Genomic DNA, 19722 nt, shown 5'->3' on the forward strand with positions numbered 1-19722 from the left:
ACCGGTGTTCAATTGGGCCTCAACGTCCCGACCCTCGCGCCCATCGCGCTGCTCATCGCCTCCAATCTGTTCATGACCTTCGCCTGGTACGGGCACCTCAAATTTCCCGGCGCGGCGCTCTGGGTGGTGGTGCTGATCAGCTGGGGCATCGCGTTCTTCGAGTACTGGCTGGCCGTGCCCGCCAACCGCATCGGCTATGGCGTCTATTCGGGCGCCGAGCTCAAGACGATCCAGGAGGTCATCTCCCTCTCGGTCTTCGCGCTGTTCGCGGTGTTCTACCTGGGCGAGAAATTCACCTGGAACCACGGCATCGGCTTCGGCCTCATCGCGCTGGGCGCCTTCTTCATCTTCCGCGGCCCCATCCGCTGAGGGGATAGGCAGCTAGAGAAGGACCTCACCCTGAGGCGCGCCTAAGGCGCGTCTCGAAGGGCAGGGGCAAGTGCTATGCTCCAGGCCTCGTGGTTCGAGACGCGGCTACGCCGCTCCTCACCATGAGGTCTCTCGTGGAATTCATAAAGGACCTCACCCTGAGGAGCCCCCCGAGGGGGGCGTCTCGAAGGGCGAGGGCCGGGCACACCCCCCTCCACTGTCGTTGCTGCCAAAGCAGGAACCTCCGTTCGCAATGCGCTCCCGGTCAACAGAGGTCCCTGCTTCCGCAGGAACGACCCGGTGGGGATGTCGCCAACTCCCGCGCCAGTCGCCCTCGTGCTTCGAGACGGCTCTGCGAGCCTCCTCACCATGAGGTCTCTCCACTCTCCCGCATGCCTCGGCTCCTGCGTCCCCTCTCCCTTTGGGGCTTCGAGCCGTGCCGCAGGCCAAATCGCTCCGGCGGAGCGATTTGAGGGGAGAAGGCCATGAGAGCTATGCTCGAATGGCGTGAGGGCCAGGGTGAGGGGGCCTTGCCCCACGCGAGATCGCAAGCCCCATTCACCTAGCGCTCCGCCCCCAAGGCAAACGTAAAGCGACCTCAAAACCCCAGCAGCGAGCGGTGCAGCGCGGCGCCGGCCAGGGCGCCCGAACCCAGTGCCCCGGCAACCGATTGCATGGGATTGGCGAGGTCCCCCGCCGCGAACACGCCCGAGACGCTTGTGGCGCCCATCGCGTCGACCTCGACGAAGGGACCCAGCGGCCCCGCCTTCAGCGCACAGCCCAGCCTCTCGGCCAGCGGCGATGAAGGCCTGACCGGTGGCGGGGCAAAAAGCACGTCGACGGCGTGGCGCGCGCCATCGCTGGTCCTTACCGCCGCGATCACCCCATCGGTGTGCAGCAGATCCGTGACCGGGGCCGCGATGACCGGGATGGCGAAGCGCGCAATCACCGCTTCGGCCTCGGGGCCCATGGGGCGGCCGTTCGAGAACACCGTGATGCGGCCTGTCCATTCGCGATAGAGCGGCAGCACGTGTTCGAGAAAGGCCGGATCGATCATCACCCCCCAATGCCGGTCGGCATGCTCATAGCCATGGCAATAGGGGCAGTGCAGCACCGTGAGCCCCCAGCACTCCCGAAACCCGGGCAGGTCGGGAAACTGGTCGCTGACCCCATGCGCGAGGAGGATGCGGCGGGCGCGGCGGACGGCGCCGCTCTCCAGCGTCACCGCAAACACCTCGCCCTGCCGTTCAGCTGCAACGACGAGATCCTGCTCGCAAGAGAGCGTGGGATAGGCCTGGGCCTGGCGGCGGGCGGTGGCGAGCATGTCGTGCGGCGCCACGCCATCAAAGCCGAACACCGTGTGCGCTTCAGGCGAATAGCGGTTGCGCGGCAGCCCGCCATCGACGATGCGGACGCGGCGGCGGGCCCGTAGCAGCGGCAGGGCGGCCGAAAGCCCGGCAAAGCTGCCCCCGACGACCAGCACGTCATCGATTTCTGGCATACGTGCGCTCTCCTTCAGCCGGCAAGGCAGGCCGACATGCTGGCGGCAATGGCGCGCAGCAGCTGGGGATAAAGATCAGGCCCCTCGGCGAGCGTCGCGCCCTCGGGATCGACGATCGCGGTGCGGGCCGCCGTGCCCTCAATGATGGTGTTGACGACGGCGGCCGAAAATTGCGGCTCGGCGAAGACGCAGGCGGCCCCGCTTTCGGCGATCCGCTCGCGCAGCTCAGTGATGCGCTGGGCGCCCGGCGCCACATCGGGGGTGACGGTGATGGAGCCGGCGGCGGTGAGCCCGAAGCGGTCCTCGAAATAATGGAAGGCATCGTGAAAGACGATGAAGGGCCGGTCCGAGACCGGCGCAAGGCTTGCCGTGATCTCGGCCGTGAGGCCGGCAAGAGCGGCATCTGCCGCCTCGGCATTGGCGGCATAGGCAGCGGCATTTTCCGGATCGGCAGCGGAGAGGCGGCGGGCGATCTCGCCCACCATCAGGCGGGCATTTTCCGGATCGAGCCAGTAATGCATGTCGAAGGCTTCGTCGTCATGCCCGGCGTGATCATGCCCCTCATGATCATGCCCCTCATGGTCGTGCCCTTCCTCTTCATGGTCGTGGCCGTCATGGCTCTCCGCCTCATGGTCATGACCCTCGCCCTCGCCATGCCCATGCGCCTCGAAGGCGCCGCCTTCGCGCACGGGCAGCAGCGACAGGCCCGGCGTTTCGGACAGCGTCACCACATCGGCATCGATGGCGAGGGTTTCGAGCGCCTGGGTCAGGAACAGCTCCATGCCCGGCCCGGTCCACACCACCATGTCGGCGGCCTCGAGCGCGCCGGCATCGGAGGGGCGCAGCGCATAGGTGTGGGGCGAGTTCGATCCGCCAACCAGCAGGCGCGGCGTGCCGACATCGCCCATCACCATGGCCACCAGCGAATGGATCGGCTTGGTGGTCGCCACCACATCGGGGGCGGCGAGCGCCAGGCTGGGGGCGGAGAGCCCAAGCGTGAAAGCGAGCGCGAGGCGGGGAAGCGAAGGCATGGCGGTCCTCTTGAATGCAGGCGCGAGACGAACGAAATGTTATTTCATTACTCTATCGGAGCGTTACGCTATAACGTATGAGGTCGGCTCCCGCAAGGCGGGCCATAAAAGAGATGCCGGACAGGGATATGAGCGACACGCTGGTGAAAGTTGAGGGCGCTGGCGTGCGCGGCGCCGGGCGCTGGCTGGTGGAGAACATCGACCTCAGCGTCAGGCCCGGCGAGATCGTGACGCTGATCGGCCCCAATGGCTCGGGCAAGTCGACCACCGCCAAGCTCGTCACCGGCGTGCTGCGCCCCGATCGCGGCCGGGTGACGCGCCGGCCCGGCCTCACCATCGGCTATGTGCCGCAAAAGCTCGCCATCGACTGGACGCTGCCTCTGACGGTGAAGCGCCTGATGACGCTCACCGCCGCCCATGCCCCGCGCGCGATCGCCGGGGCGCTGGCGTCCGTCGGCATCGCCCATCTCGCCGACGCTCCGGTGCAGGGGCTGTCGGGCGGCGAATTCCAGCGCGCGCTGCTCGCCCGCGCCATGCTGCGCCGGCCCGACCTTCTGGTGCTCGACGAGCCGGTGCAGGGGGTGGATTTTTCGGGCGAGGTGGCGCTTTACGAATTGATCCGCACCATCCGCGACGAGACCGGCTGCGGCATATTGATGATCTCGCATGACCTGCATGTGGTGATGGCGGCTACCGATACGGTGGTCTGCCTCAACGGCCATGTCTGCTGCACCGGCTCGCCGCAATCGGTGGTGCAGAGCCCCGAATATCTCAAGCTCTTCGGCCCCCGCGCCGCCCAGACCCTCGCGATCTATCGCCACGACCACGACCATACCCATTTGCCCGATGGCCGCGTGGCCGACGGGCACGGCCATCATCATCACGATCACGACCATCACCACCACGCCCACCACCACGAGGGGGCCGGCCATGCTCGGTGACTTCTTCTCGCGCGCGCTCGTCGCCGGCATCGGGGTAGCGCTGGTTGCCGGGCCGCTCGGCTGCTTCATCGTCTGGCGGCGCATGGCCTATTTCGGCGATACCATGGCGCATTCGGCGCTTCTGGGCGTCGCCTTCGCGCTGCTGCTCGACCTGCCGGTGGCCGGCGGGGTCTTCGCGATCGCCGCGCTGGTGGCGCTGCTGCTCCTCCTGCTCGAGCGCGGCAACCGCATTTCCACCGATGCGCTTCTGGGCATTCTGAGCCATTCCACGCTCGCCATCGGCCTCGTGATCGTGGCGCTGATGCATTGGGTGCGGATCGACCTCAACGCCTTCCTCTTTGGCGATATCCTTGCGGTCTCGGTGCCCGATATCGCTCTGGTCTATGGCGGCGGGGCGCTGATCCTCGCGCTGCTCGTCTGGCAATGGCGGCCGCTGCTGGCGGCCACCGTCAATGCCGAACTCGCCGAGGCCGAAGGGCTCAATCCCGGCCGGGCCCGGCTTCTGCTGATGCTGCTGATGGCGCTGGTCATCGCCATTGCCATGAAGCTCGTGGGCGTGCTGCTCATCACTTCGCTGCTGATCATTCCGGCGGCCACCGCGCGGCGGCTGGCGCTGACGCCCGAGCGCATGGCGCTTTATGCCGCCGGCATCGGCGGGCTGGCGGTGGTGGGCGGGCTCAATGGCTCGCTTGCCTTCGATACGCCATCGGGCCCGAGCATCGTGGTCGCGGCGCTGGTACTTTTCCTCGCCTCGCTTATTGTGCCGCAGCGGCGCGATATCCGCGCCGCCCCCACCCCGACGGAGACCGGAAGACCCTGATGGCCGCCCGCCACGACCTCACCCGCAACCAGACGCTCGTGCTCGACAGGCTGACCCGTGCCGATGCGCCGGTTTCCGCCTATGGCCTGCTCGATCAATTGCGCGAGGAAGGCCTGCGCGCGCCGCTGCAGGTCTATCGCGCGCTAGACAAGCTGGTGGAACTGGGGCTCGCGCACCGGCTCGAATCGCTCAACGCCTTCGTCGCCTGCGCCCATGCCCATGAGCATCGCGCCGATGAGGGCCATGCCACCGGCACCACCGCCTTCGCCATCTGCGAAACCTGCGGCCGGGTCGACGAATTCCACGATCACGCGGTGGAAGAAGGCCTCGCCGCCTGGGCCGGCGCGGCCGGCTTCACGCCCCGGCTCACCACCATCGAACTGCGCGGCCGCTGCAAGGAGTGCCAGGCCAAAGCCGCCTGAGGCTCACCTGGGCGGGGTGCCGTTGGCATCGAGCACATGGCCGGCAAGATAGAGCGAGCCGCAGATGACGATGCGGGCGCCCTCCACCGCACCAGCCTTCGCCAAAGCCCGGCCGATCGAACGCTCGGCAGTGGCCCTCAGCCCCAGCGCCTGCCCCACCCCTGCAATGCGGGCAGCGGGATGCGCGTTGGTTTCCCCGGGGATCGCCAGTGCGTGCACCGCCACCGCCGTGTCGGCGAAGGGCGCGAGGAAATCCTCGGGCCGCCGCGTGTTCATCATCCCCACGATCAAAACGAGCGGCGCCTTGCGCTGCGCATCGAGCCGGTCGAGCGCCTGCCGCAGCGCCGCCGCCCCATGGGCATTGTGCCCGCCATCGAGCCACAATTCCTGCGCCGGCGTGAGGCGCGCAGCGAGCCTGCCCTCGGAGAGCTTTGCCATGCGGGCCGGCCATTGCGCCCGCTTGAGCCCCTCGGCGATCGCCGCATCGGACACCGGCAGGCCGAAATGCCGGAGCGCCGCAATCGCGAGGCTGGCATTGTCGAACTGGTGCGGGCCGAACAGCGCCGGCGGCGGCAGGTCGAGAAGGCCCTTCTCGTCCGAAAACACCAGCCGTCCGGCCTCCTCATGGCCCTCGAAATCCTCGCCCGCGTAAACCGGGACAACGCCGAGCCGCGCCGCGCGCCGGGCGATGACGTCGCGGGCCGCATCCTCCTGCCTGGCGATGACGGCAAGCGACCCGCGCTTCAGGATGCCTGCCTTGGCAACGGCGATCTCGCCCACTGTATTGCCGAGGAACTGCTGGTGATCGAGCGCCACGGGCGTAATGATGGTGCCGAGCGGCTTTTCGACCACATTGGTGGAATCGAACTCCCCGCCCATACCCACTTCGAGCAGCAGCACATCGGCCGGGGTTTCGGCAAAGAGCTGGAAGGCGGCCGCCGTCGTCATCTCGAAAAACGTCGCCGGCGCCCCGGCATTGATGGCCTCGACCGCCTCGAGCGTGGCGTTGAGCCGGCGCGTTGAAACCAGTTCACCGGCCAGCCGGATGCGCTCGTTGAAGCGCACGAGATGGGGCGAGGTATAGACATGCACAGCCAGCCCCGCCGCCTCCAGCATGGCGCGCAGGAAGGCGATGGTCGAACCCTTGCCATTGGTGCCCGCGACATGGATCACCGGCGGCATCCGCCGCTCCGGATTACCCATGGCATCAAGCAACCGCCGCTGCCGATCAAGCCCCAGATCGATGAGCTTGGGATGGAGCGTCAAAAGGCGGGCAAGGATGGCGTCGGTGCGGGACATCAGGGCGTCCGAATTGGCAGGATGGCGGAGCAACGCCTTGTACTCCCCCCGTCATCACGGCGAAAGCGGGGATCCAGTGTGCTGGCCTTTCGAGCGCACACCGCGCCGATCGACGGCTCAGCCCGACCCCGAACAACTGGATCCCGACCTTCGTCGGGATGACGGCGGGGGACGCACGATCGACAGCCTGAAAACCTTTCCCGTCAAAACGTCAGGTCGCCGAACAGATCATGCCGATAGGCGTTGGTCTTTTCGATCAATGCGATCTTCCAGGCGCGCCGCCACGCCTTGATCCGCTTTTCGCGCACAAGGGCAGACGGGGCGTCGGGGTGGGGTTCGAACCAGACGAGCTGCGTGACATCGTAGCGCCGGGTGAAGCCCGCGACCACATGGTTGCGATGCTCCCAGACCCTGCGGCGCAGGTCGCCGGTGACCCCACGTAGAGGGTGCCATCGAGGCCGCTCGCCATGATGGAGACGACGAACTGTTTGTCCGTCGTCACCGAACCCCCTATTCGGCGTGGGCGGCGACGGGCTGGGTGGCGACGAGGTCGTCGTCGCCTTCGGCGGGACGGGACTGGATGAGGGTGGGGGTGGGCTGCACGGTCTGGGTGCCGCTCAGCGCCTCGGGCGCGTCGACCTTGGTCAGCATGGCGACCAGCGAGCCGATGGTGGAGCGCAGATTGTGGCGATGCACCACCATGTCCACCATGCCGTGCTCATGCAGATATTCGGAGCGCTGGAAGCCCTTGGGCAGCTTTTCGCGGATGGTCTGCTCGATGACGCGCGGGCCGGCAAAGCAGATGAGCGCCCCCGGCTCGGCGATATGCACATCGCCCAGCATGGCATAGGAGGCGGTGACGCCACCCGTGGTAGGGTTGGTGAAGACCACGATAAAGGGCAGGCCCGCCTCGCGCAGGCGCAGAACCGCAACCGTGGTGCGCGGCATCTGCATGAGCGAAAGGATGCCCTCCTGCATGCGGGCGCCGCCCGAGGCGACGAACAGCACGAGCGGGGTGCGGCGGCGCAGCGCCGTCTCGAGCCCGGTGATCACCGCCTGGCCCGCGGCCATGCCGAGCGAGCCGCCCATGAAGTCGAAATCCTGCACCACGACGGTGACCGGGCTGGCATAGAGCTGGCCGGTGACGACCATCACCGCATCCTCGGTGCCGGTCTTGGAGCGGCTTTCCTTGAGGCGGTCGATATAGCGCTTGGAATCGCGGAAGCGCAGCGGATCCTGCGCCACCTGCGGCAGGGGCACCGCCTCGTAGCGGCCATCGTCGAGGAAATGCCTGAGCCGATCGGTCGTCTTGATCTTCATGTGGTAGCCCGAATTGGGCACCACCCACTGATTGGCCTCGAGATCGCCGGCAAAGACCATCTCGCCCGATTCCGGGCACTTGACCCAGAGATTTTCGGGCACCGTGTCCTTGGGCTTGAGCAGCGACCGGATTTTCGGGCGGACGACGTTGTTGATCCAGTTCATGAGCCTAGTGCCTCGATCCTTCGACGGGCCGGGCGCATCCGCTGCGCTGCCCAGATGTACCGATGCCGGACGCGCCGGAACCCGGATGTCCACCCGCCATCGCCGGCAGGCGGTAGTGACCAATTGTGGCCGATTATAGAGGTTCGGCGCCCCCGACGCAAAGCGCCAGCATGGGCGATCCGCCGCCTCCTGCGATCAGGCGCGCGCCTGCCGGGTGCCGCGGGCCAATTCGCGCACCCGCGACAGCACGGCCTCGACACTGCCGGGCGCCGCCTTGCCGTCAACCAGCGAATCCCCCAGCGCCACGCAGAGCGCGGTGCCCACCACGACGCCATCGGCATCGCGCCCGATGATCGCGGCATCCTCGGCGGTCTTGATGCCGAAGCCGACAGCGACGGGCAGGCTGGTATGCGACTTGATGCGCTTGACCGCATCGCCCACCGCCGCGCGGCTCTTGATCGCCGCCCCGGTGATGCCGTTCATCGACACGTAATAGACAAAGCCCGAGGTGTTCTTGAGCACGGCGGGCAGGCGCCTGTCGTCGGTGGTCGGCGTGGTGAGGCGGATGAAGTTGAGCCCGGCGGCAAGCGCGGGAATACAGAGTTCGTCATCTTCCTCGGGCGGCAGGTCGACCACGATCAGCCCGTCGACGCCGGCGGCTAGCGCATCGGCCACGAAGCGCTCGACGCCATAGATATAGATGGGGTTGTAATAGCCCATCAGCACGATGGGCGTGGCATCGTCGCGCCTGCGGAAGGCCGCGACCTGCTCGAGCGTCCGGCCCAGCGTCTGCCCGGCGGCGAGGGCGCGCTGGCCGGCAAGCTGGATGCCCGGGCCATCGGCCATGGGATCGGAAAACGGCATGCCGAGTTCGATGACATCGGCTCCCGCCTCCGGCAGGGCGGCAAGGATTTCAGCCGAGGTCTCGGGGTCCGGATCGCCCGACATCACGAAGGTGACGAGGGCCGGGCGATTCTCTGCGGCGCAGTGGGCGAAGCGGGCCGCGATGCGATGAGTGGCCATAAGGGCCGATCCCCCAACAATTGAGCGGGCGCCTGTCGCCCCTTGCGCCGGGGATATGGTCGCAAGCCCGCCGCCCTGTCAACAGCGGCAGGCGTGCCGTGGCGCTCAGTCGCGCTCGAAGCCGGCCTTGAAGGCGAGGCCCGGCAGGTCGGCGCGGGTCAGCCCGCGTGCCGCGAGCGTGGCGTCGCTCATGCGGTTGAGGCGCTCATATTCGTTGACGGCGTGGCGGGCCCGGCCGATGTCGCCAAACAGCGTGACGATCGGGTCGAGGAAACGATTGCTGGCCATGGTGACCTCCGGTCAAGAGCATCGATGTGATGCCCCGAAGATGGGGCCAAAGCCCTTCTGTCACAACGGCGCGGCCTGCATGGTTCGCATGCGCCCTCGGCATGCCGGCTCACCGTCCGGAAACGCGACATCTAGAGGGCGCGGCTCTCCAGCACCTCCACGTCGCGCGCCGCGCAGGCCGGCCACACCCAGTGCTGCCAGTTCTGCGCCAGCCACTGCGCATCGGGCGCCTGCCCGCCCACCCCGCTCGCCTCGGCCGGCAGGATCTGCGGGATGCGCCCGGCATGAAAACCCGAGGCCACCGCAAGCCCGATCTCCCCGCCGGGGATCTCGACGACCATGAAATCCACTATCGGCTCGTAAGGATGCCCGCCGGGAAAGCGCAGGATGGTGCCGGCGGGCAGCGGCCCATCGATCTCGCTCAGCATGCGGCGCACCTGAACCTTGCGGCCTTCGCGCGCCGAGGCCAGCAGCGCCTCGATCAGCCGATGCACGCCCATGGCGGTGCGGCCGGTGGAGCGGGGGGCGCGGCCCTCGGTGACGGCCGAAACGAAATCGGCGATCTGCCGCTCGTGCCAGTGATAGGGGAAGGCCATGGGGTCGGCGCCACCCCCGCCCAGCCCCTCGCCGGCTTCCCCGATGCGCTCGCGCCGGCCATCATGCCAGGCGAGGGTCAATGTGCCGCCCGAAAGGGTCGCGGTCGCTTCTTCACAGGCGAGCACCAGGGTTTCGGCATCGCCCGGATAAAGCGCGGTGGAGGCGGTGAGCGAGCCCCAGGCGCCATTGGCGAACCGCATCCCGCCGGCGACGAAATCCTCGGTCTCCATCGCGTGCAGCCCGGTGGTGCCGGCCATGGCCTGCACCTCGGCCACCGGACCGCAGAGGCTCAGCATCAGGTCGAGCGAATGCACCGCCTGGGTGATCAGCACGCCGCCGCCATCCTGGGCCAGCGTGCCGCGGCCGGGCTTGTCGTAATAGCCCTCCTGCGGCCGCCACCACGGCACCGAGAGCGTCACGGCATGGATGGGCCCGAGATCGCCCGCATCGAGCATCGCCTTGAGCCGGATCGCGCCATCGCGGAAGCGGTGCTGGAAGATGATGCCGAGCGTCACCCCCGCCGCCGCGCAGAGATCGACGATGTCAGCGGCGGCCTTGGCGCTGCGCTCGACCGGCTTTTCCATCAATATGTGCTTGCCGGCCCGGGCCGCCGCGGCGGCGATGTCGGCCCGTGCATTGGGCGGGGTCAGCACGAGGATCGCGTCGGTTTCGGGGTCGGCGAGCAGCGCCTCGAGGCTCTCGGCCTCGGGGAACCCGTATTCGGCGGCAAAGGCGTGGCGGGCGGCGGCATCGCGGCGATAGACCCCGCGCACGGCGACCGTTTCCGATAGCGCCTTGAGCGCCAGCGCATGCGGCTTGGCCGCCATGCCGGCCCCGACGATGCCGATGCCGAACCGTCTCTTGCCAAACCCACCTGCCATCCCGGCCTCCCTTGCCTTGCGGCCGGCACCTTGCAGCGGTCACCCCCGCGAGGCAAGGGCAGCGTTGGAACAAAGCGGAGCTTTGAGAAAAGCGGCCACTCTTCACGAGCACGGCACCGGCCTTGCCGGATGGCGCCCCAATGCCGATCTTTCGGCGTGCTGCTTGTGCGCGCGGCCTGCGGGTGCCAAAAGGAGAGGAGCGTTGACCCGCGGGACATCGATCCCGCCCTTTTCGACCGGCCGGACCCTCCCCAATGCGCCTTTTCATTCGGCTTATCGGAACCTGGCTTTTCGCCCTGGCGGTGGTGCTGGTGATCGTGGATGGCACGCGCAGCCTCGCGGCCTCCGAACTGGTCATTACGGCGCTGGGGCAGGTGTGGCAGGATGTGCATCCGCAAAGCCTCGAAGGCCTGCGGGCCTTTCTCGCCAGCCGGCTCTTCGGTCCCCTGCTCGAACAGGGGGTGGATGCCCTTCTGGGCTTCCCCGCCTGGGCCGTGATCGGGGTTCCGGGGCTGCTTCTGGCCTATGCCGGCCGCTCGCGCCGCAGCAGGACGTTTTTGACCCAAGACGGGATCTGAGCGGGCGCCGCCCCTCGCCCCTCCCGTCGCAACCCCAAGAGGTTCGCGATGTTCTTCCGCATGAAGCCGCTCGATCTGCCCACCGCCGACACCGCCCTGCCGGGGCGCGCCACCCCGATGCCGGTGGCCGAGCGCCACTACGTCAATGGCGCCCCGCTCAAGGGCCCCTATCCTGCGGGTGCCGAGACCATCTATTTCGGCATGGGGTGCTTCTGGGGCGCCGAGCGCCTGTTCTGGCAACTGCCCGGCGTGCTGGTCACGGCCGTGGGCTATCAGGGCGGCATCACCCCCAACCCCACCTATGAAGAGACCTGCTCGGGCCGCACCGGCCATACCGAGGCGGTGATGGTGGTGTTCGACCCTCAAATCATCAGCCTCGAAACCCTGCTCAAGACCTTCTGGGAAGAGCACGACCCGACCCAGGGCATGCGGCAGGGCAATGATGTGGGCACGCAGTATCGCTCTGCCATCTACACCACCTCGCCCGAACAGGCGGCGCGGGTGGAGGAGAGCCGCAAGGCCTATGGCGCGGCACTGAAATCGCGCGGGCTCGGCGCCATCACCACCGAGATCAAGCCGGCCGACACGTTCTACTTCGCCGAGACTTACCACCAGCAATATCTGGAAAAGAACCCCAACGGCTATTGCGGCCTCCAGGGCACCGGCGTCTCCTGCCCCATCGGCACCGGCGTCCGCGCCGCGGGCTAAGTCACAGCCACAGCGCCAGGCCCGACCCCGGGCCTGGCCAGTCGCTCACAAGGGGCCCCGAGAGCCCCTCACCCTGAGCCCCCAAAGGCCTTCACTCCGAGCCCTCAAAGGCCCTCACGCCGAGCCCTCAAAGGCCCTCACCCTGAGCCTGTCGAAGGGCGAGGGCCGGGCACACCGAGCCCCAAAGGCCCCCACCCTGAGCCCTCAAAGGCCTTCACTCCGAGCCCCCAAAGGCCCTCACCCTGAGCCTGTCGAAGGGCGAGGGCCGCGCGCACCGAGCCCCAAAGGCCCCCACCCTGAGCCCTCAAAGGCCCTCACCCTGAGCCTGTCGAAGGGCGAGGGCCGCGCGCACCAAACCCACCAAACCCACCAGACACCCCCTCACCGCCTCCGCGGCACCTTCTGCTGCAGCCCATAGACGTCCTCGGCGAAATCCTCCACCCGCCGCGCCAGAGCCGCCTGCGCATCGGCAAGGCCGCGATTGTACAAGCCCGGGCCCAGATGCTCGGCGATGAACTGCACGAAGACCTCGCCCTGCAAGGTACCGATCTCGAGCTCGAATTCGTCCTCGAGATAGGCCTTGAGCTTTTCGGCCATCTCGGTCGTCTCCTCGCGGCTCAGGGCAATCGGCTTCATGGCGGCACTCCTTTTCGATCCCCGCATAGACCTGGCCATTGCCCCGGTAAAGCCGGCGCGGGATTGACGCCCCGCCGCCCCGCATGCGACATCTCGGCTTCGTGATGGTTCCCCGCGCCCGCTGTGGCAAGGGGATCAAAAGGGAACACGGCGAGGCGTACCCATCAGGGACCGAATCCGTGGCTGCCCCCGCAACTGTAAGTGGTGAGGATACGATCATGCACCCACTGGCCCTTGGGCCGGGAAGGGGATCGCATCCGGCAAAGACACCGCGAGCCAGGAGACCTGCCATCCGATCGCCTGGGCCATAAAGAGCCCGCCCCTCATCCCTTCCGTCGGGTGGACGGATAAAGGAGACCGCCATGACCAAGGCCGCTTCGCGCCTTGCCCTTGCCGCTATCGGCATTTTCGCTCTTTCCAGCCCCAGCTTCGCGCACCACGCCATGGGCGGGGACACGCCCACGAGCCTCATCGAAGGCCTCGTCACCGGCATGGCCCATCCGGTCATCGGGCTCGATCACCTGGCCTTCGTCGTCGCCGTCGGGCTGCTCGCCGCCGTCGCCGGGGCACCGCTCTTTGCGCCGCTGCTGTTCGTCGGGGGCACGCTGCTGGGCTGCGCCGCCTTCCTCTCGGGCATCTCCTTTGCCTTCACCGAATGGCTGATCGTCCTCTCCGTGCTGGCGCTGGGTCTCGCCATCGCTGCCGGGCACACCAAGGTGCGCCCTGTCGAACTCGGGCTTTTCGCGCTGGCCGGGCTTTTCCACGGCATGGCCTATGCCGAGGGCATCATCGGGGCCGAAGCGACCCCGCTTGCCGCCTATCTCTTCGGCTTTGCCATCGTGCAGGCGGCCATCGCCATCGGCATCATGCTCGCCTTCAAGGCGCTGGGCACTGCGCGCACCCCGCTCACGGCCCGGCTCGCCGGCGCCATGGTTGCGGGCATCGGCTTTACCTTCGCCTTCGAGGCGGTGGAATCGCTCCTGCTCCCCGCCATCGCCTGAGGCCTGCAATGACCGGCAAGATCCCCGTCACCGTCGTCACCGGTTTCCTCGGTGCCGGCAAGACAACGCTCGTGCGCCACATTCTCGCCAATGCCGGCGGCCGGCGCATCGCGCTCATCATCAACGAGTTCGGCGATATCGGCGTCGATAAATCCATCCTGGCCGGCTGTGGCGATGCCACCTGCCGGGAAGAGGACATGATCGAGCTCGCCAATGGCTGCATCTGCTGCACGGTGGCCGAAGACTTCATCCCCACCATGCAGGCGCTGCTGGCCCGTCCCGACCGGCCCGACCATATCGTCATCGAAACCTCGGGGCTCGCTTTGCCGCAGCCGCTGATACGCGCCTTCAACTGGCCCGAGATCAGCACCGAGGTCACCATCGACGGCATCGTCACGGTGGCCGACGCCGCAGCGCTGGCCGAAGGGCGCTTCGCCAGCGACGAAACGGCGGTCGACGCCCAGCGCCGGTCCGACGAGATGCTCGATCACGAGACCCCGCTCGGCGAACTCTTCGAGGACCAGCTGATCTCGGCCGACCTCGTCGTGCTCAACAAGACCGACCTCGTCGACGAGGCCGGCCTCGCAACCGTCGAAGCGGCCCTCCGCGCCGAGATGCGGCCGGGCACCGGCCTCGTCCGCGCCCGCGAAGGGGCCGTCGAGATCCGCGCGCTCCTCGGGCTGGGCCTGGGATCGGAGGCCGACATCGCCAACCGCCCCAGCCATCACGAGACCGAGCATGGCGGGGAGACCCATGAGCATGATGATTTTGACAGCTTCTCGCTGACGCTGCCGGCCATCACCGACAAGGCCGGGCTGCTTTCGGCCATAGAGACCGCCATCCGCGATCATGACGTCCTTCGCCTCAAGGGCTTCGCCGCCATTCCCGGCGCCGGCGCCCGCCTCGCCATCCAGGCGGTCGGCCCGCGCGTCACCGCCTATTTCGACCGGCCGTGGCGTTCCGGGGAAACGCGGCAGACCGCCCTCGTCGTCATCGGCGAGAGCCCGCTGCCGCGCGAGGCCATCATCGCCACGCTGAGACAGGCCGAAGCGAAAGCGGCCTGAGGCCATGCACCTTCTCGCCGCCCAGGCCGGGTCGGCCCAGCAGGAAGGCGAGGCCATCGACCTGGGACAGAGCCCCGGGCCGATGGTTTTTGCCGGAGCAGCCGACAGCGAACTGGCCCTTCTTGCCGGCGCTGCCGACCGCGCCGGCGAGCACGGTCTGCGTCTTGCCTCGACTTTGCGTGTTTCCCACAATCTTTCCATCGATTTGTGGCTGCAAAAGACAGTTACGCATGCGCGTCTCGTGGTCGTGCGCCTCCTCGGCGGCGCCGCCTATTTCGCCTATGGCGTCAATGAGTTGGAGGCCTTGTGCCGCAATCGCGGCATCGCGCTCGCCTTTTTGCCCGGCGATGCCACCCCCGACCGCATCCTCCGCGATCGCTCCACCATTCCGCCCGAGGACTGGGCCCTTCTCCACCGCCTCTTCACCGCCGGCGGGCCCGACAATGCCGATGCGATTCTCGCGACGTTCCGCAGGATGGCAGGACTCGCGAGTTCCGGGACCATATCGACCAAGGGCCTGGAACCGCAGCCCTTTTCCCGCTTCGGCCACTGGCACCCCGAACGCGGCATGGTGTCCCCGTCCCCCGCCGACGGCCGACCGATCGTCCCCATTCTCTTCTATCGCGCAGTCCTCGAAGGCGGCGGCACCGCCACCGTCACCGCCCTCATCGAGGCACTTGAAGCCCGCGGCCTCACCCCTTTGCCGCTCTTCGTCTCGAGCCTAAAAGAAAAGCAAGCCATTGATTTCGTTCAGGATCGGTTGTGCACACATCCGCCTGACGTAATCCTCAACCTCACCGGCTTCGCCCTTGGCATCGATGGCCTGGCCCCCGAGGCCAACCCCTTCGCCCCCACCGACGCCCCCGTCATCCAGCTCCTGCAATCGGGCCGCCCCGAAGCCCAGTGGCAGACCGATATCCAGGGCCTCACGGCCAAGGATCTCGCCATGCAGGTGGTGCTGCCCGAGCTCGACGGGCGCATCGGCATGCTGATCGTGGGCCATAAATCCGAGGCCACGTGGCACGCCCGCACACAGTGCCCGATATCGAGCTATGCCCCTGATACGGAAGGTGTTTTACGCGCTGCAACGCTGGCGGAAAACTGGTCCCGGCTGCGCCGCGCCGCGCCGGCGGAGCGCAGGATCGGCATCGTTCTCGCCAACTATCCCATCCGCGATGGCCGGCTGGCCAATGGCGTCGGCTATGATGCCCCCGCCTCCACCATCCGCATCCTCGAAGCCTTGAAAAAAGCTGGTTACAGCACCGCCGACCTCCCCGCCGATGGCAAGGCGCTGATCGCCCGGTTGCAGGCCGGGCCGACCAATGCCGACCCAAGCCGGCCGGGAGGCATAAGCTTCGCACTCGCCGATTATCACAGGCTTTTTTCCGCCCTGCCGGCCAGGGTTCAGGCCGAAGTCACGGCCCGCTGGGGCGATGCAGCAGACGATCCCTTCGTCTCGGGCGAGACCTTCCGGCTGCCCGGCCTGATGCTGGGCTCTATCGCCGTGCTGCTGCAACCGGCGCGCGGCTATCACCTCGACATCGATGCGAGTTATCACGATCCGGACCTCGTGCCGCCGCACGGGTATATCGCGGCTTACCTCTGGCTGCGTCACGGGTTTTCGGCCCATGCGGTCATTCACAATGGCAAGCATGGCTCGCTCGAATGGCTGCCGGGCAAGGCCACGGCGCTCGATGCGGCGAGTTACCCCGCCACACTCTGGGCCGAGTTGCCGCAGCTCTATCCCTTCATCGTCAACGACCCCGGCGAGGGCACGCAGGCCAAGCGCCGCACCGGCGCGGTGATCATCGACCATCTCGTGCCGCCCCTGACCCGCGCCGAAACCTATGGGCCACTCAAAGACTTGGAGGCCTTGCTTGACGAGTATTACGCCGCCTCCGGCATGGACCGGCGGCGGCTCAAGGACCTCACCCGCCGCATCCTCGACCTTACCCGCGATTCGCGCCTCGACGCCGACCTGACACTGTCGGGGGATGACGAAACCCGCCTGCGGCAGGTCGACACCTACATTTGTGAATTGAAGGAGGCTCAAATCCGCGATGGCCTCCACATTTTCGGTGAGGCGCCGCGAGATCGGCTCGAAACTGACCTGCTCGTCGCCTTCGCCCGCGTGCCCCGTGGCGAGCGGCCGGGAGACGCGTCGCTTGTTCGTGCCCTCGCCGATGATCTGAAGCTCGGCATCGATCCGCTCACCGCCGACCTCGGCACGCCTTGGGCAGGACCGGTGCCGGAATGCTTGAGCGGCGGGGACAAGCCCGCTATCCGCAGCGCCGGCAAGCTCGTCGAGGCGCTGGAGGTGTTGGCCGCCGATCTCGTGTCAGGCAAGTCCGCCGATCCGGAATGGACTGCGACAGCGGCCGTGCTGGCAGAAATCGAGGCCACCATCCGCCCCCGGCTTCGCGCCTCGGGGCCCGGCGAAATCGCCGCCCTCCTCGCCGGCCTTAATGGTCGCTTCGTGGCTCCCGGGCCCTCGGGCGCGCCGACCCGAGGACGGCTCGACGTTTTGCCCACGGGCCGCAATTTCTATTCCGTCGATATCCGCGCCGTGCCGACGCCCACCGCGTGGGAGTTGGGCCAGCGCTCGGCCGAAGCTGTGCTCAACCGGCATTTCCAGCAGCACGGCAATCCGCTGCGCACGCTCGTGCTTTCGCTCTGGGGCACGGCCAATATGCGCACCGGTGGCGACGATGTAGCGCAAGCCCTTGCTTTCCTTGGCGTTCGCCCGACTTGGGACCCGGCGAGCCTGAGGCTTTCGGGCTATGAGATCATCCCTCTTGCAAAGCTGGCCCGCCCGCGCGTCGATATCACCCTGCGCATATCCGGCTTTTTCCGCGATGCCTTTCCGGCCCAGATCGCCCTGCTTGATCGCGCCATCCGCGCCGTCGGAGCACTCGACGAACCCGATGACGACAACCCTGTCGCCGCCCGCATGCGGGCCGAGGCGCTTGGGCTGATGGCGGAAGGGGCCAGCGAAGCCGAGGCGGCGCGCGTCGCCGGACAGCGCATCTTTGGCTCCAAGCCGGGTGCCTATGGCGCCGGGCTTCAGGGGCTGATCGATTCGGGCGCCTGGGACACGCGCGCCGATCTTGCCGAAGCGGTGCTCGAATGGGGCCAGTATGCCTATGGCGCGCGCGAGGCGGGCAGCCCGGCCCGGGCGCGATTTGCGCTGCGCCTCTCGCAGGTTGAGGCGGTTGTGCACAACCAGGACAATCGCGAGCACGACCTGCTTGATTCGGACGATTACTACCAGTTCGAGGGCGGGCTCATCGCCACGGCCGAGGCGCTATCGGGCCGCAAGCCGACCGCCTACCACACCGACACCTCCCGCCCCGAACGCCCTATCGCCCGCACGCTCGAAGACGAAATCGGCCGGGTGATGCGGTCGCGCGTCGTCAATCCGAAATGGATCGCCGGCGTCATGCGCCATGGCTACAAGGGCGCCTTCGAAATCGTCGCCACGCTCGACTACATGTTCGCCTTCGCCGCCACGGCCGGGGCGGTCAAGAGCCACCATTTCGACCTCGCCTTTGCGGCCTTTGTCGAAGACGATGCCGTGCGCGGCTTTCTCATCGCCAACAATCGCCACGGCTATCACGAACTGCTGCAGCGTTTCGATGAAGCGCGCCGGCGCGGCTTCTGGACGCCGCGCTCCAATTCCGCCTACGCTTATCTCGAGGAGGCCAAGCCATGACCGAGCGCACGCCAAAAAAGACCGAGCTCATGAGCGAGGCCGAGCGCGATGCCTATCACGCTGAAAAGATGAAGAAAAAGAAGGAGGCGCGCAACCGCATCCTCGCCACCAAGACCGAGGAGCGCGGCCTTCTGATCGTGCATACCGGCAAGGGCAAGGGCAAGTCGACGGCCGCCTTCGGCATGGTGTTCCGCGCCCTGGGTCATGGCTTCAGGATCGGGGTGGTGCAGTTCGTCAAGGGCGCCTGGGGCACGGGCGAGCGCGACGTTCTGGAGAAATTCCCCGAACAGGTGACCATCAAGGCAATGGGCGAGGGCTTCACCTGGGACGTCGCCGACAGGCAGCGCGACATCGCGGCGGCCCGCGCTGCATGGGACGCGGCCAAGGCGATGATCGCCGACGAGACCTATGACATGGTGCTGCTCGACGAGCTCAATATCGTCCTGCGCTATGATTACCTTCCACTCGATGAGGTGATCGAGACATTGCGCGCCAAGCCGCACGACACCCATGTGATCGTCACCGGCCGTAACGCCAAGGATGAGCTGATTGAAATTGCCGATCTCGTCACCGAAATGACCGAGATCAAGCACCCCTTCCGCGCCGGGGTGAAGGCGCAGAAGGGCATCGAATTCTGAGGCTTATCGCGAAGTCGGTCAGCAGCTGAGACTCTGGCCGGTCGCAGCAAGCCCGCCAACCAGCCGCTCTACAACGGAAGTCATGGCCGCTATATCGCGCTGCGGATAGGTGAGCTGGACCGCCGCGAACTGGTTGCCGGCGCAGAGCGCGATCATGCGGGTATAGAGCACGATGCCGTTGCGGCTGCCCGACCAGCTGGCCCAGCCAGGCGTCGTGGCACGGTAGGTGATGGCCCAGCCTTCAGCGGCGGCGGACGCCGCACGTGCTTCTGCCTCAGCCGAAAAATCAGCCTCCGTCACATGCCCGCCCCAGGCGAGCAGGCGCTGCGTACCCTGCCGGTTCGCCAGCGTAACGCCATCGCCATTGGCTGGCGGAGGCGCAGCGAGCGCAAAGCCGGGCGGCACGGGGAGGACAAACCCGAAACGCTCATTGTCATAGCGCTGCCAATCCTCGGCCAGGACCGGAAGGGCGAGCGTTATCAGGGCGATGAGAGCGAACAGACTGCGCATAGCCCGAGAGTGAGCCGTGCGGGCCTGCTTTTCAAGTCCGGTTCAGTCGGCCTTCGACACGCAGGATGCGGCCAGCAGAACGAAGGCCACGAGCACGATCCAGACCGCAGGAATTGGGATGAAGGCGAGCGCGGTGGTCAACCCATGGAGGAACCCAATCACCGCCAGGGCCAGCGCGATGATGAAAACCGGCACCGGCGGCGAATTGAGCTTCATCG

The 19722-nt window shown here is 67.3% G+C and carries 21 protein-coding genes and 1 riboswitch; of the genes, 10 read left to right on the forward strand and 11 right to left on the reverse strand.

Annotated features, from left to right (window positions below):
- Nucleotides 1-12: 12 nt before the first annotated feature.
- Nucleotides 13-369 (forward strand): DMT family protein, encoded by a 357-nt coding sequence (locus BT183_RS09235; RefSeq protein WP_072341904.1) that lies wholly within the window; start codon nucleotides 13-15, stop codon nucleotides 367-369.
- Nucleotides 370-967: 598 nt separating this feature from the next.
- Here BT183_RS09235 and BT183_RS09240 read toward each other — a convergent pair.
- Nucleotides 968-1870, reverse strand: a complete 903-nt coding sequence (locus BT183_RS09240; RefSeq protein ID WP_084603419.1) for an NAD(P)/FAD-dependent oxidoreductase — start codon at nucleotides 1868-1870, stop codon at nucleotides 968-970.
- Between the two features lie 14 nt (nucleotides 1871-1884).
- On the reverse strand, nucleotides 1885-2901 hold the full coding sequence (locus BT183_RS09245) for a zinc ABC transporter substrate-binding protein (RefSeq protein WP_072341907.1): 1017 nt from the start codon (nucleotides 2899-2901) through the stop codon (nucleotides 1885-1887).
- A gap of 128 nt (nucleotides 2902-3029) precedes the next feature.
- On the opposite strand from BT183_RS09245, the gene znuC reads away from it, so the two are divergent.
- Genes znuC through BT183_RS09260 form a run of 3 tightly spaced genes read left to right on the forward strand, consistent with a single transcriptional unit; the run spans nucleotide 3030 to nucleotide 5084 of the window.
- Entirely contained in the window at nucleotides 3030-3842 is an 813-nt protein-coding gene (gene znuC, locus BT183_RS09250) for a zinc ABC transporter ATP-binding protein ZnuC (protein WP_244545294.1), read from the forward strand.
- Nucleotides 3832-4662, forward strand: a complete 831-nt coding sequence (gene znuB, locus BT183_RS09255; RefSeq protein WP_072344519.1) for a zinc ABC transporter permease subunit ZnuB — start codon at nucleotides 3832-3834, stop codon at nucleotides 4660-4662. Before znuC ends, znuB begins: the two co-directional genes overlap by 11 nt.
- On the forward strand, nucleotides 4662-5084 hold the full coding sequence (locus BT183_RS09260; RefSeq protein WP_072341913.1) for a Fur family transcriptional regulator: 423 nt from the start codon (nucleotides 4662-4664) through the stop codon (nucleotides 5082-5084). Before znuB ends, BT183_RS09260 begins: the two co-directional genes overlap by 1 nt.
- 3 nt (nucleotides 5085-5087) lie before the next feature.
- On the opposite strand, the gene BT183_RS09265 is transcribed toward BT183_RS09260, so the two are convergent.
- The 6 genes from BT183_RS09265 to imm45 all read right to left on the reverse strand — a co-directional run bounded on the left by BT183_RS09265 (nucleotide 5088) and on the right by imm45 (nucleotide 10657).
- Nucleotides 5088-6383, reverse strand: a complete 1296-nt coding sequence (locus tag BT183_RS09265) for a bifunctional folylpolyglutamate synthase/dihydrofolate synthase (protein ID WP_072344521.1) — start codon at nucleotides 6381-6383, stop codon at nucleotides 5088-5090.
- Between the two features lie 203 nt (nucleotides 6384-6586).
- A complete protein-coding gene (locus tag BT183_RS09270; RefSeq protein WP_425290554.1) occupies nucleotides 6587-6772 on the reverse strand; it encodes a GIY-YIG nuclease family protein in 186 nt (61 codons plus the stop codon).
- A 121-nt stretch (nucleotides 6773-6893) separates the two neighbouring features.
- Entirely contained in the window at nucleotides 6894-7868 is a 975-nt protein-coding gene (gene accD / locus BT183_RS09275) for an acetyl-CoA carboxylase, carboxyltransferase subunit beta (protein ID WP_072341916.1), read from the reverse strand.
- A gap of 195 nt (nucleotides 7869-8063) precedes the next feature.
- The gene (trpA, locus tag BT183_RS09280; RefSeq protein ID WP_072341919.1) at nucleotides 8064-8891 is read right to left on the reverse strand and encodes a tryptophan synthase subunit alpha; all 828 of its coding nucleotides are present in this window, start codon (nucleotides 8889-8891) and stop codon (nucleotides 8064-8066) included.
- 105 nt (nucleotides 8892-8996) lie between these two features.
- On the reverse strand, nucleotides 8997-9179 hold the full coding sequence (locus BT183_RS09285) for a hypothetical protein (RefSeq protein ID WP_072341922.1): 183 nt from the start codon (nucleotides 9177-9179) through the stop codon (nucleotides 8997-8999).
- A 131-nt stretch (nucleotides 9180-9310) separates the two neighbouring features.
- Nucleotides 9311-10657: an Imm45 family immunity protein gene (gene imm45, locus BT183_RS09290; RefSeq protein ID WP_072341925.1), complete on the reverse strand. Its 1347-nt coding sequence runs from the start codon at nucleotides 10655-10657 to the stop codon at nucleotides 9311-9313.
- A 254-nt stretch (nucleotides 10658-10911) separates the two neighbouring features.
- On the opposite strand from imm45, the gene BT183_RS09295 reads away from it, so the two are divergent.
- The gene (locus BT183_RS09295) at nucleotides 10912-11235 is read left to right on the forward strand and encodes a hypothetical protein (RefSeq protein ID WP_072341928.1); all 324 of its coding nucleotides are present in this window, start codon (nucleotides 10912-10914) and stop codon (nucleotides 11233-11235) included.
- Nucleotides 11236-11283: 48 nt separating this feature from the next.
- Nucleotides 11284-11943, forward strand: a complete 660-nt coding sequence (msrA, locus tag BT183_RS09300) for a peptide-methionine (S)-S-oxide reductase MsrA (RefSeq protein WP_072341931.1) — start codon at nucleotides 11284-11286, stop codon at nucleotides 11941-11943.
- 381 nt (nucleotides 11944-12324) lie between these two features.
- On the opposite strand, the gene BT183_RS09305 is transcribed toward msrA, so the two are convergent.
- Nucleotides 12325-12579, reverse strand: a complete 255-nt coding sequence (locus BT183_RS09305) for a DUF2164 domain-containing protein (protein ID WP_072341934.1) — start codon at nucleotides 12577-12579, stop codon at nucleotides 12325-12327.
- A gap of 88 nt (nucleotides 12580-12667) precedes the next feature.
- Nucleotides 12668-12886: riboswitch (cobalamin riboswitch) on the forward strand.
- 55 nt (nucleotides 12887-12941) lie between these two features.
- On the opposite strand from BT183_RS09305, the gene BT183_RS09310 reads away from it, so the two are divergent.
- The 4 genes from BT183_RS09310 to cobO are packed head-to-tail and all read left to right on the forward strand — an operon-like array spanning nucleotide 12942 to nucleotide 18994.
- Nucleotides 12942-13580, forward strand: a complete 639-nt coding sequence (locus BT183_RS09310; RefSeq protein WP_072341937.1) for a HupE/UreJ family protein — start codon at nucleotides 12942-12944, stop codon at nucleotides 13578-13580.
- A gap of 8 nt (nucleotides 13581-13588) precedes the next feature.
- Complete coding sequence (gene cobW / locus BT183_RS09315) at nucleotides 13589-14644, forward strand: cobalamin biosynthesis protein CobW (protein WP_072341940.1); 1056 nt, start codon at nucleotides 13589-13591, stop codon at nucleotides 14642-14644.
- Between the two features lie 4 nt (nucleotides 14645-14648).
- Entirely contained in the window at nucleotides 14649-18356 is a 3708-nt protein-coding gene (gene cobN / locus BT183_RS09320) for a cobaltochelatase subunit CobN (RefSeq protein ID WP_072341943.1), read from the forward strand.
- A complete protein-coding gene (gene cobO, locus BT183_RS09325; RefSeq protein WP_072341946.1) occupies nucleotides 18353-18994 on the forward strand; it encodes a cob(I)yrinic acid a,c-diamide adenosyltransferase in 642 nt (213 codons plus the stop codon). Before cobN ends, cobO begins: the two co-directional genes overlap by 4 nt.
- An 18-nt stretch (nucleotides 18995-19012) precedes the next feature.
- Here the strand turns inward: cobO and BT183_RS09330 are convergent, their stop codons facing one another.
- Nucleotides 19013-19504, reverse strand: coding sequence for a hypothetical protein (locus BT183_RS09330; RefSeq protein WP_072341949.1), 492 nt, complete (start codon nucleotides 19502-19504; stop codon nucleotides 19013-19015).
- Nucleotides 19505-19546: 42 nt separating this feature from the next.
- A complete protein-coding gene (locus tag BT183_RS20755) occupies nucleotides 19547-19720 on the reverse strand; it encodes a hypothetical protein (RefSeq protein WP_177282480.1) in 174 nt (57 codons plus the stop codon).
- Nucleotides 19721-19722: the final 2 nt, after the last annotated feature.

Source organism: Devosia enhydra, from assembly GCF_900119845.1.
Lineage (GTDB): Bacteria > Pseudomonadota > Alphaproteobacteria > Rhizobiales > Devosiaceae > FPKU01.

Bases quoted from the DNA above. Each gene is read 5' to 3' on its own strand.
- BT183_RS09310 (WP_072341937.1), top strand. From the start codon at position 12,942: ATGACCAAGGCCGCTTCGCGCCTTGCCCTTGCCGCTATCGGCATTTTC.
- BT183_RS09240 (WP_084603419.1), bottom strand. From the start codon at position 1,870: ATGCCAGAAATCGATGACGTGCTGGTCGTCGGGGGCAGCTTTGCCGGG.
- BT183_RS09285 (WP_072341922.1), bottom strand. From the start codon at position 9,179: ATGGCCAGCAATCGTTTCCTCGACCCGATCGTCACGCTGTTTGGCGAC.
- imm45 (WP_072341925.1), bottom strand. From the start codon at position 10,657: ATGGCAGGTGGGTTTGGCAAGAGACGGTTCGGCATCGGCATCGTCGGG.
- msrA (WP_072341931.1), top strand. From the start codon at position 11,284: ATGTTCTTCCGCATGAAGCCGCTCGATCTGCCCACCGCCGACACCGCC.
- cobW (WP_072341940.1), top strand. From the start codon at position 13,589: ATGACCGGCAAGATCCCCGTCACCGTCGTCACCGGTTTCCTCGGTGCC.
- BT183_RS09260 (WP_072341913.1), top strand. From the start codon at position 4,662: ATGGCCGCCCGCCACGACCTCACCCGCAACCAGACGCTCGTGCTCGAC.
- trpA (WP_072341919.1), bottom strand. From the start codon at position 8,891: ATGGCCACTCATCGCATCGCGGCCCGCTTCGCCCACTGCGCCGCAGAG.
- accD (WP_072341916.1), bottom strand. From the start codon at position 7,868: ATGAACTGGATCAACAACGTCGTCCGCCCGAAAATCCGGTCGCTGCTC.
- znuB (WP_072344519.1), top strand. From the start codon at position 3,832: ATGCTCGGTGACTTCTTCTCGCGCGCGCTCGTCGCCGGCATCGGGGTA.
- BT183_RS09305 (WP_072341934.1), bottom strand. From the start codon at position 12,579: ATGAAGCCGATTGCCCTGAGCCGCGAGGAGACGACCGAGATGGCCGAA.
- znuC (WP_244545294.1), top strand. From the start codon at position 3,030: ATGAGCGACACGCTGGTGAAAGTTGAGGGCGCTGGCGTGCGCGGCGCC.
- BT183_RS20755 (WP_177282480.1), bottom strand. From the start codon at position 19,720: ATGAAGCTCAATTCGCCGCCGGTGCCGGTTTTCATCATCGCGCTGGCC.
- BT183_RS09330 (WP_072341949.1), bottom strand. From the start codon at position 19,504: ATGCGCAGTCTGTTCGCTCTCATCGCCCTGATAACGCTCGCCCTTCCG.
- cobN (WP_072341943.1), top strand. From the start codon at position 14,649: ATGCACCTTCTCGCCGCCCAGGCCGGGTCGGCCCAGCAGGAAGGCGAG.
- cobO (WP_072341946.1), top strand. From the start codon at position 18,353: ATGACCGAGCGCACGCCAAAAAAGACCGAGCTCATGAGCGAGGCCGAG.
- BT183_RS09245 (WP_072341907.1), bottom strand. From the start codon at position 2,901: ATGCCTTCGCTTCCCCGCCTCGCGCTCGCTTTCACGCTTGGGCTCTCC.
- BT183_RS09265 (WP_072344521.1), bottom strand. From the start codon at position 6,383: ATGTCCCGCACCGACGCCATCCTTGCCCGCCTTTTGACGCTCCATCCC.
- BT183_RS09295 (WP_072341928.1), top strand. From the start codon at position 10,912: ATGCGCCTTTTCATTCGGCTTATCGGAACCTGGCTTTTCGCCCTGGCG.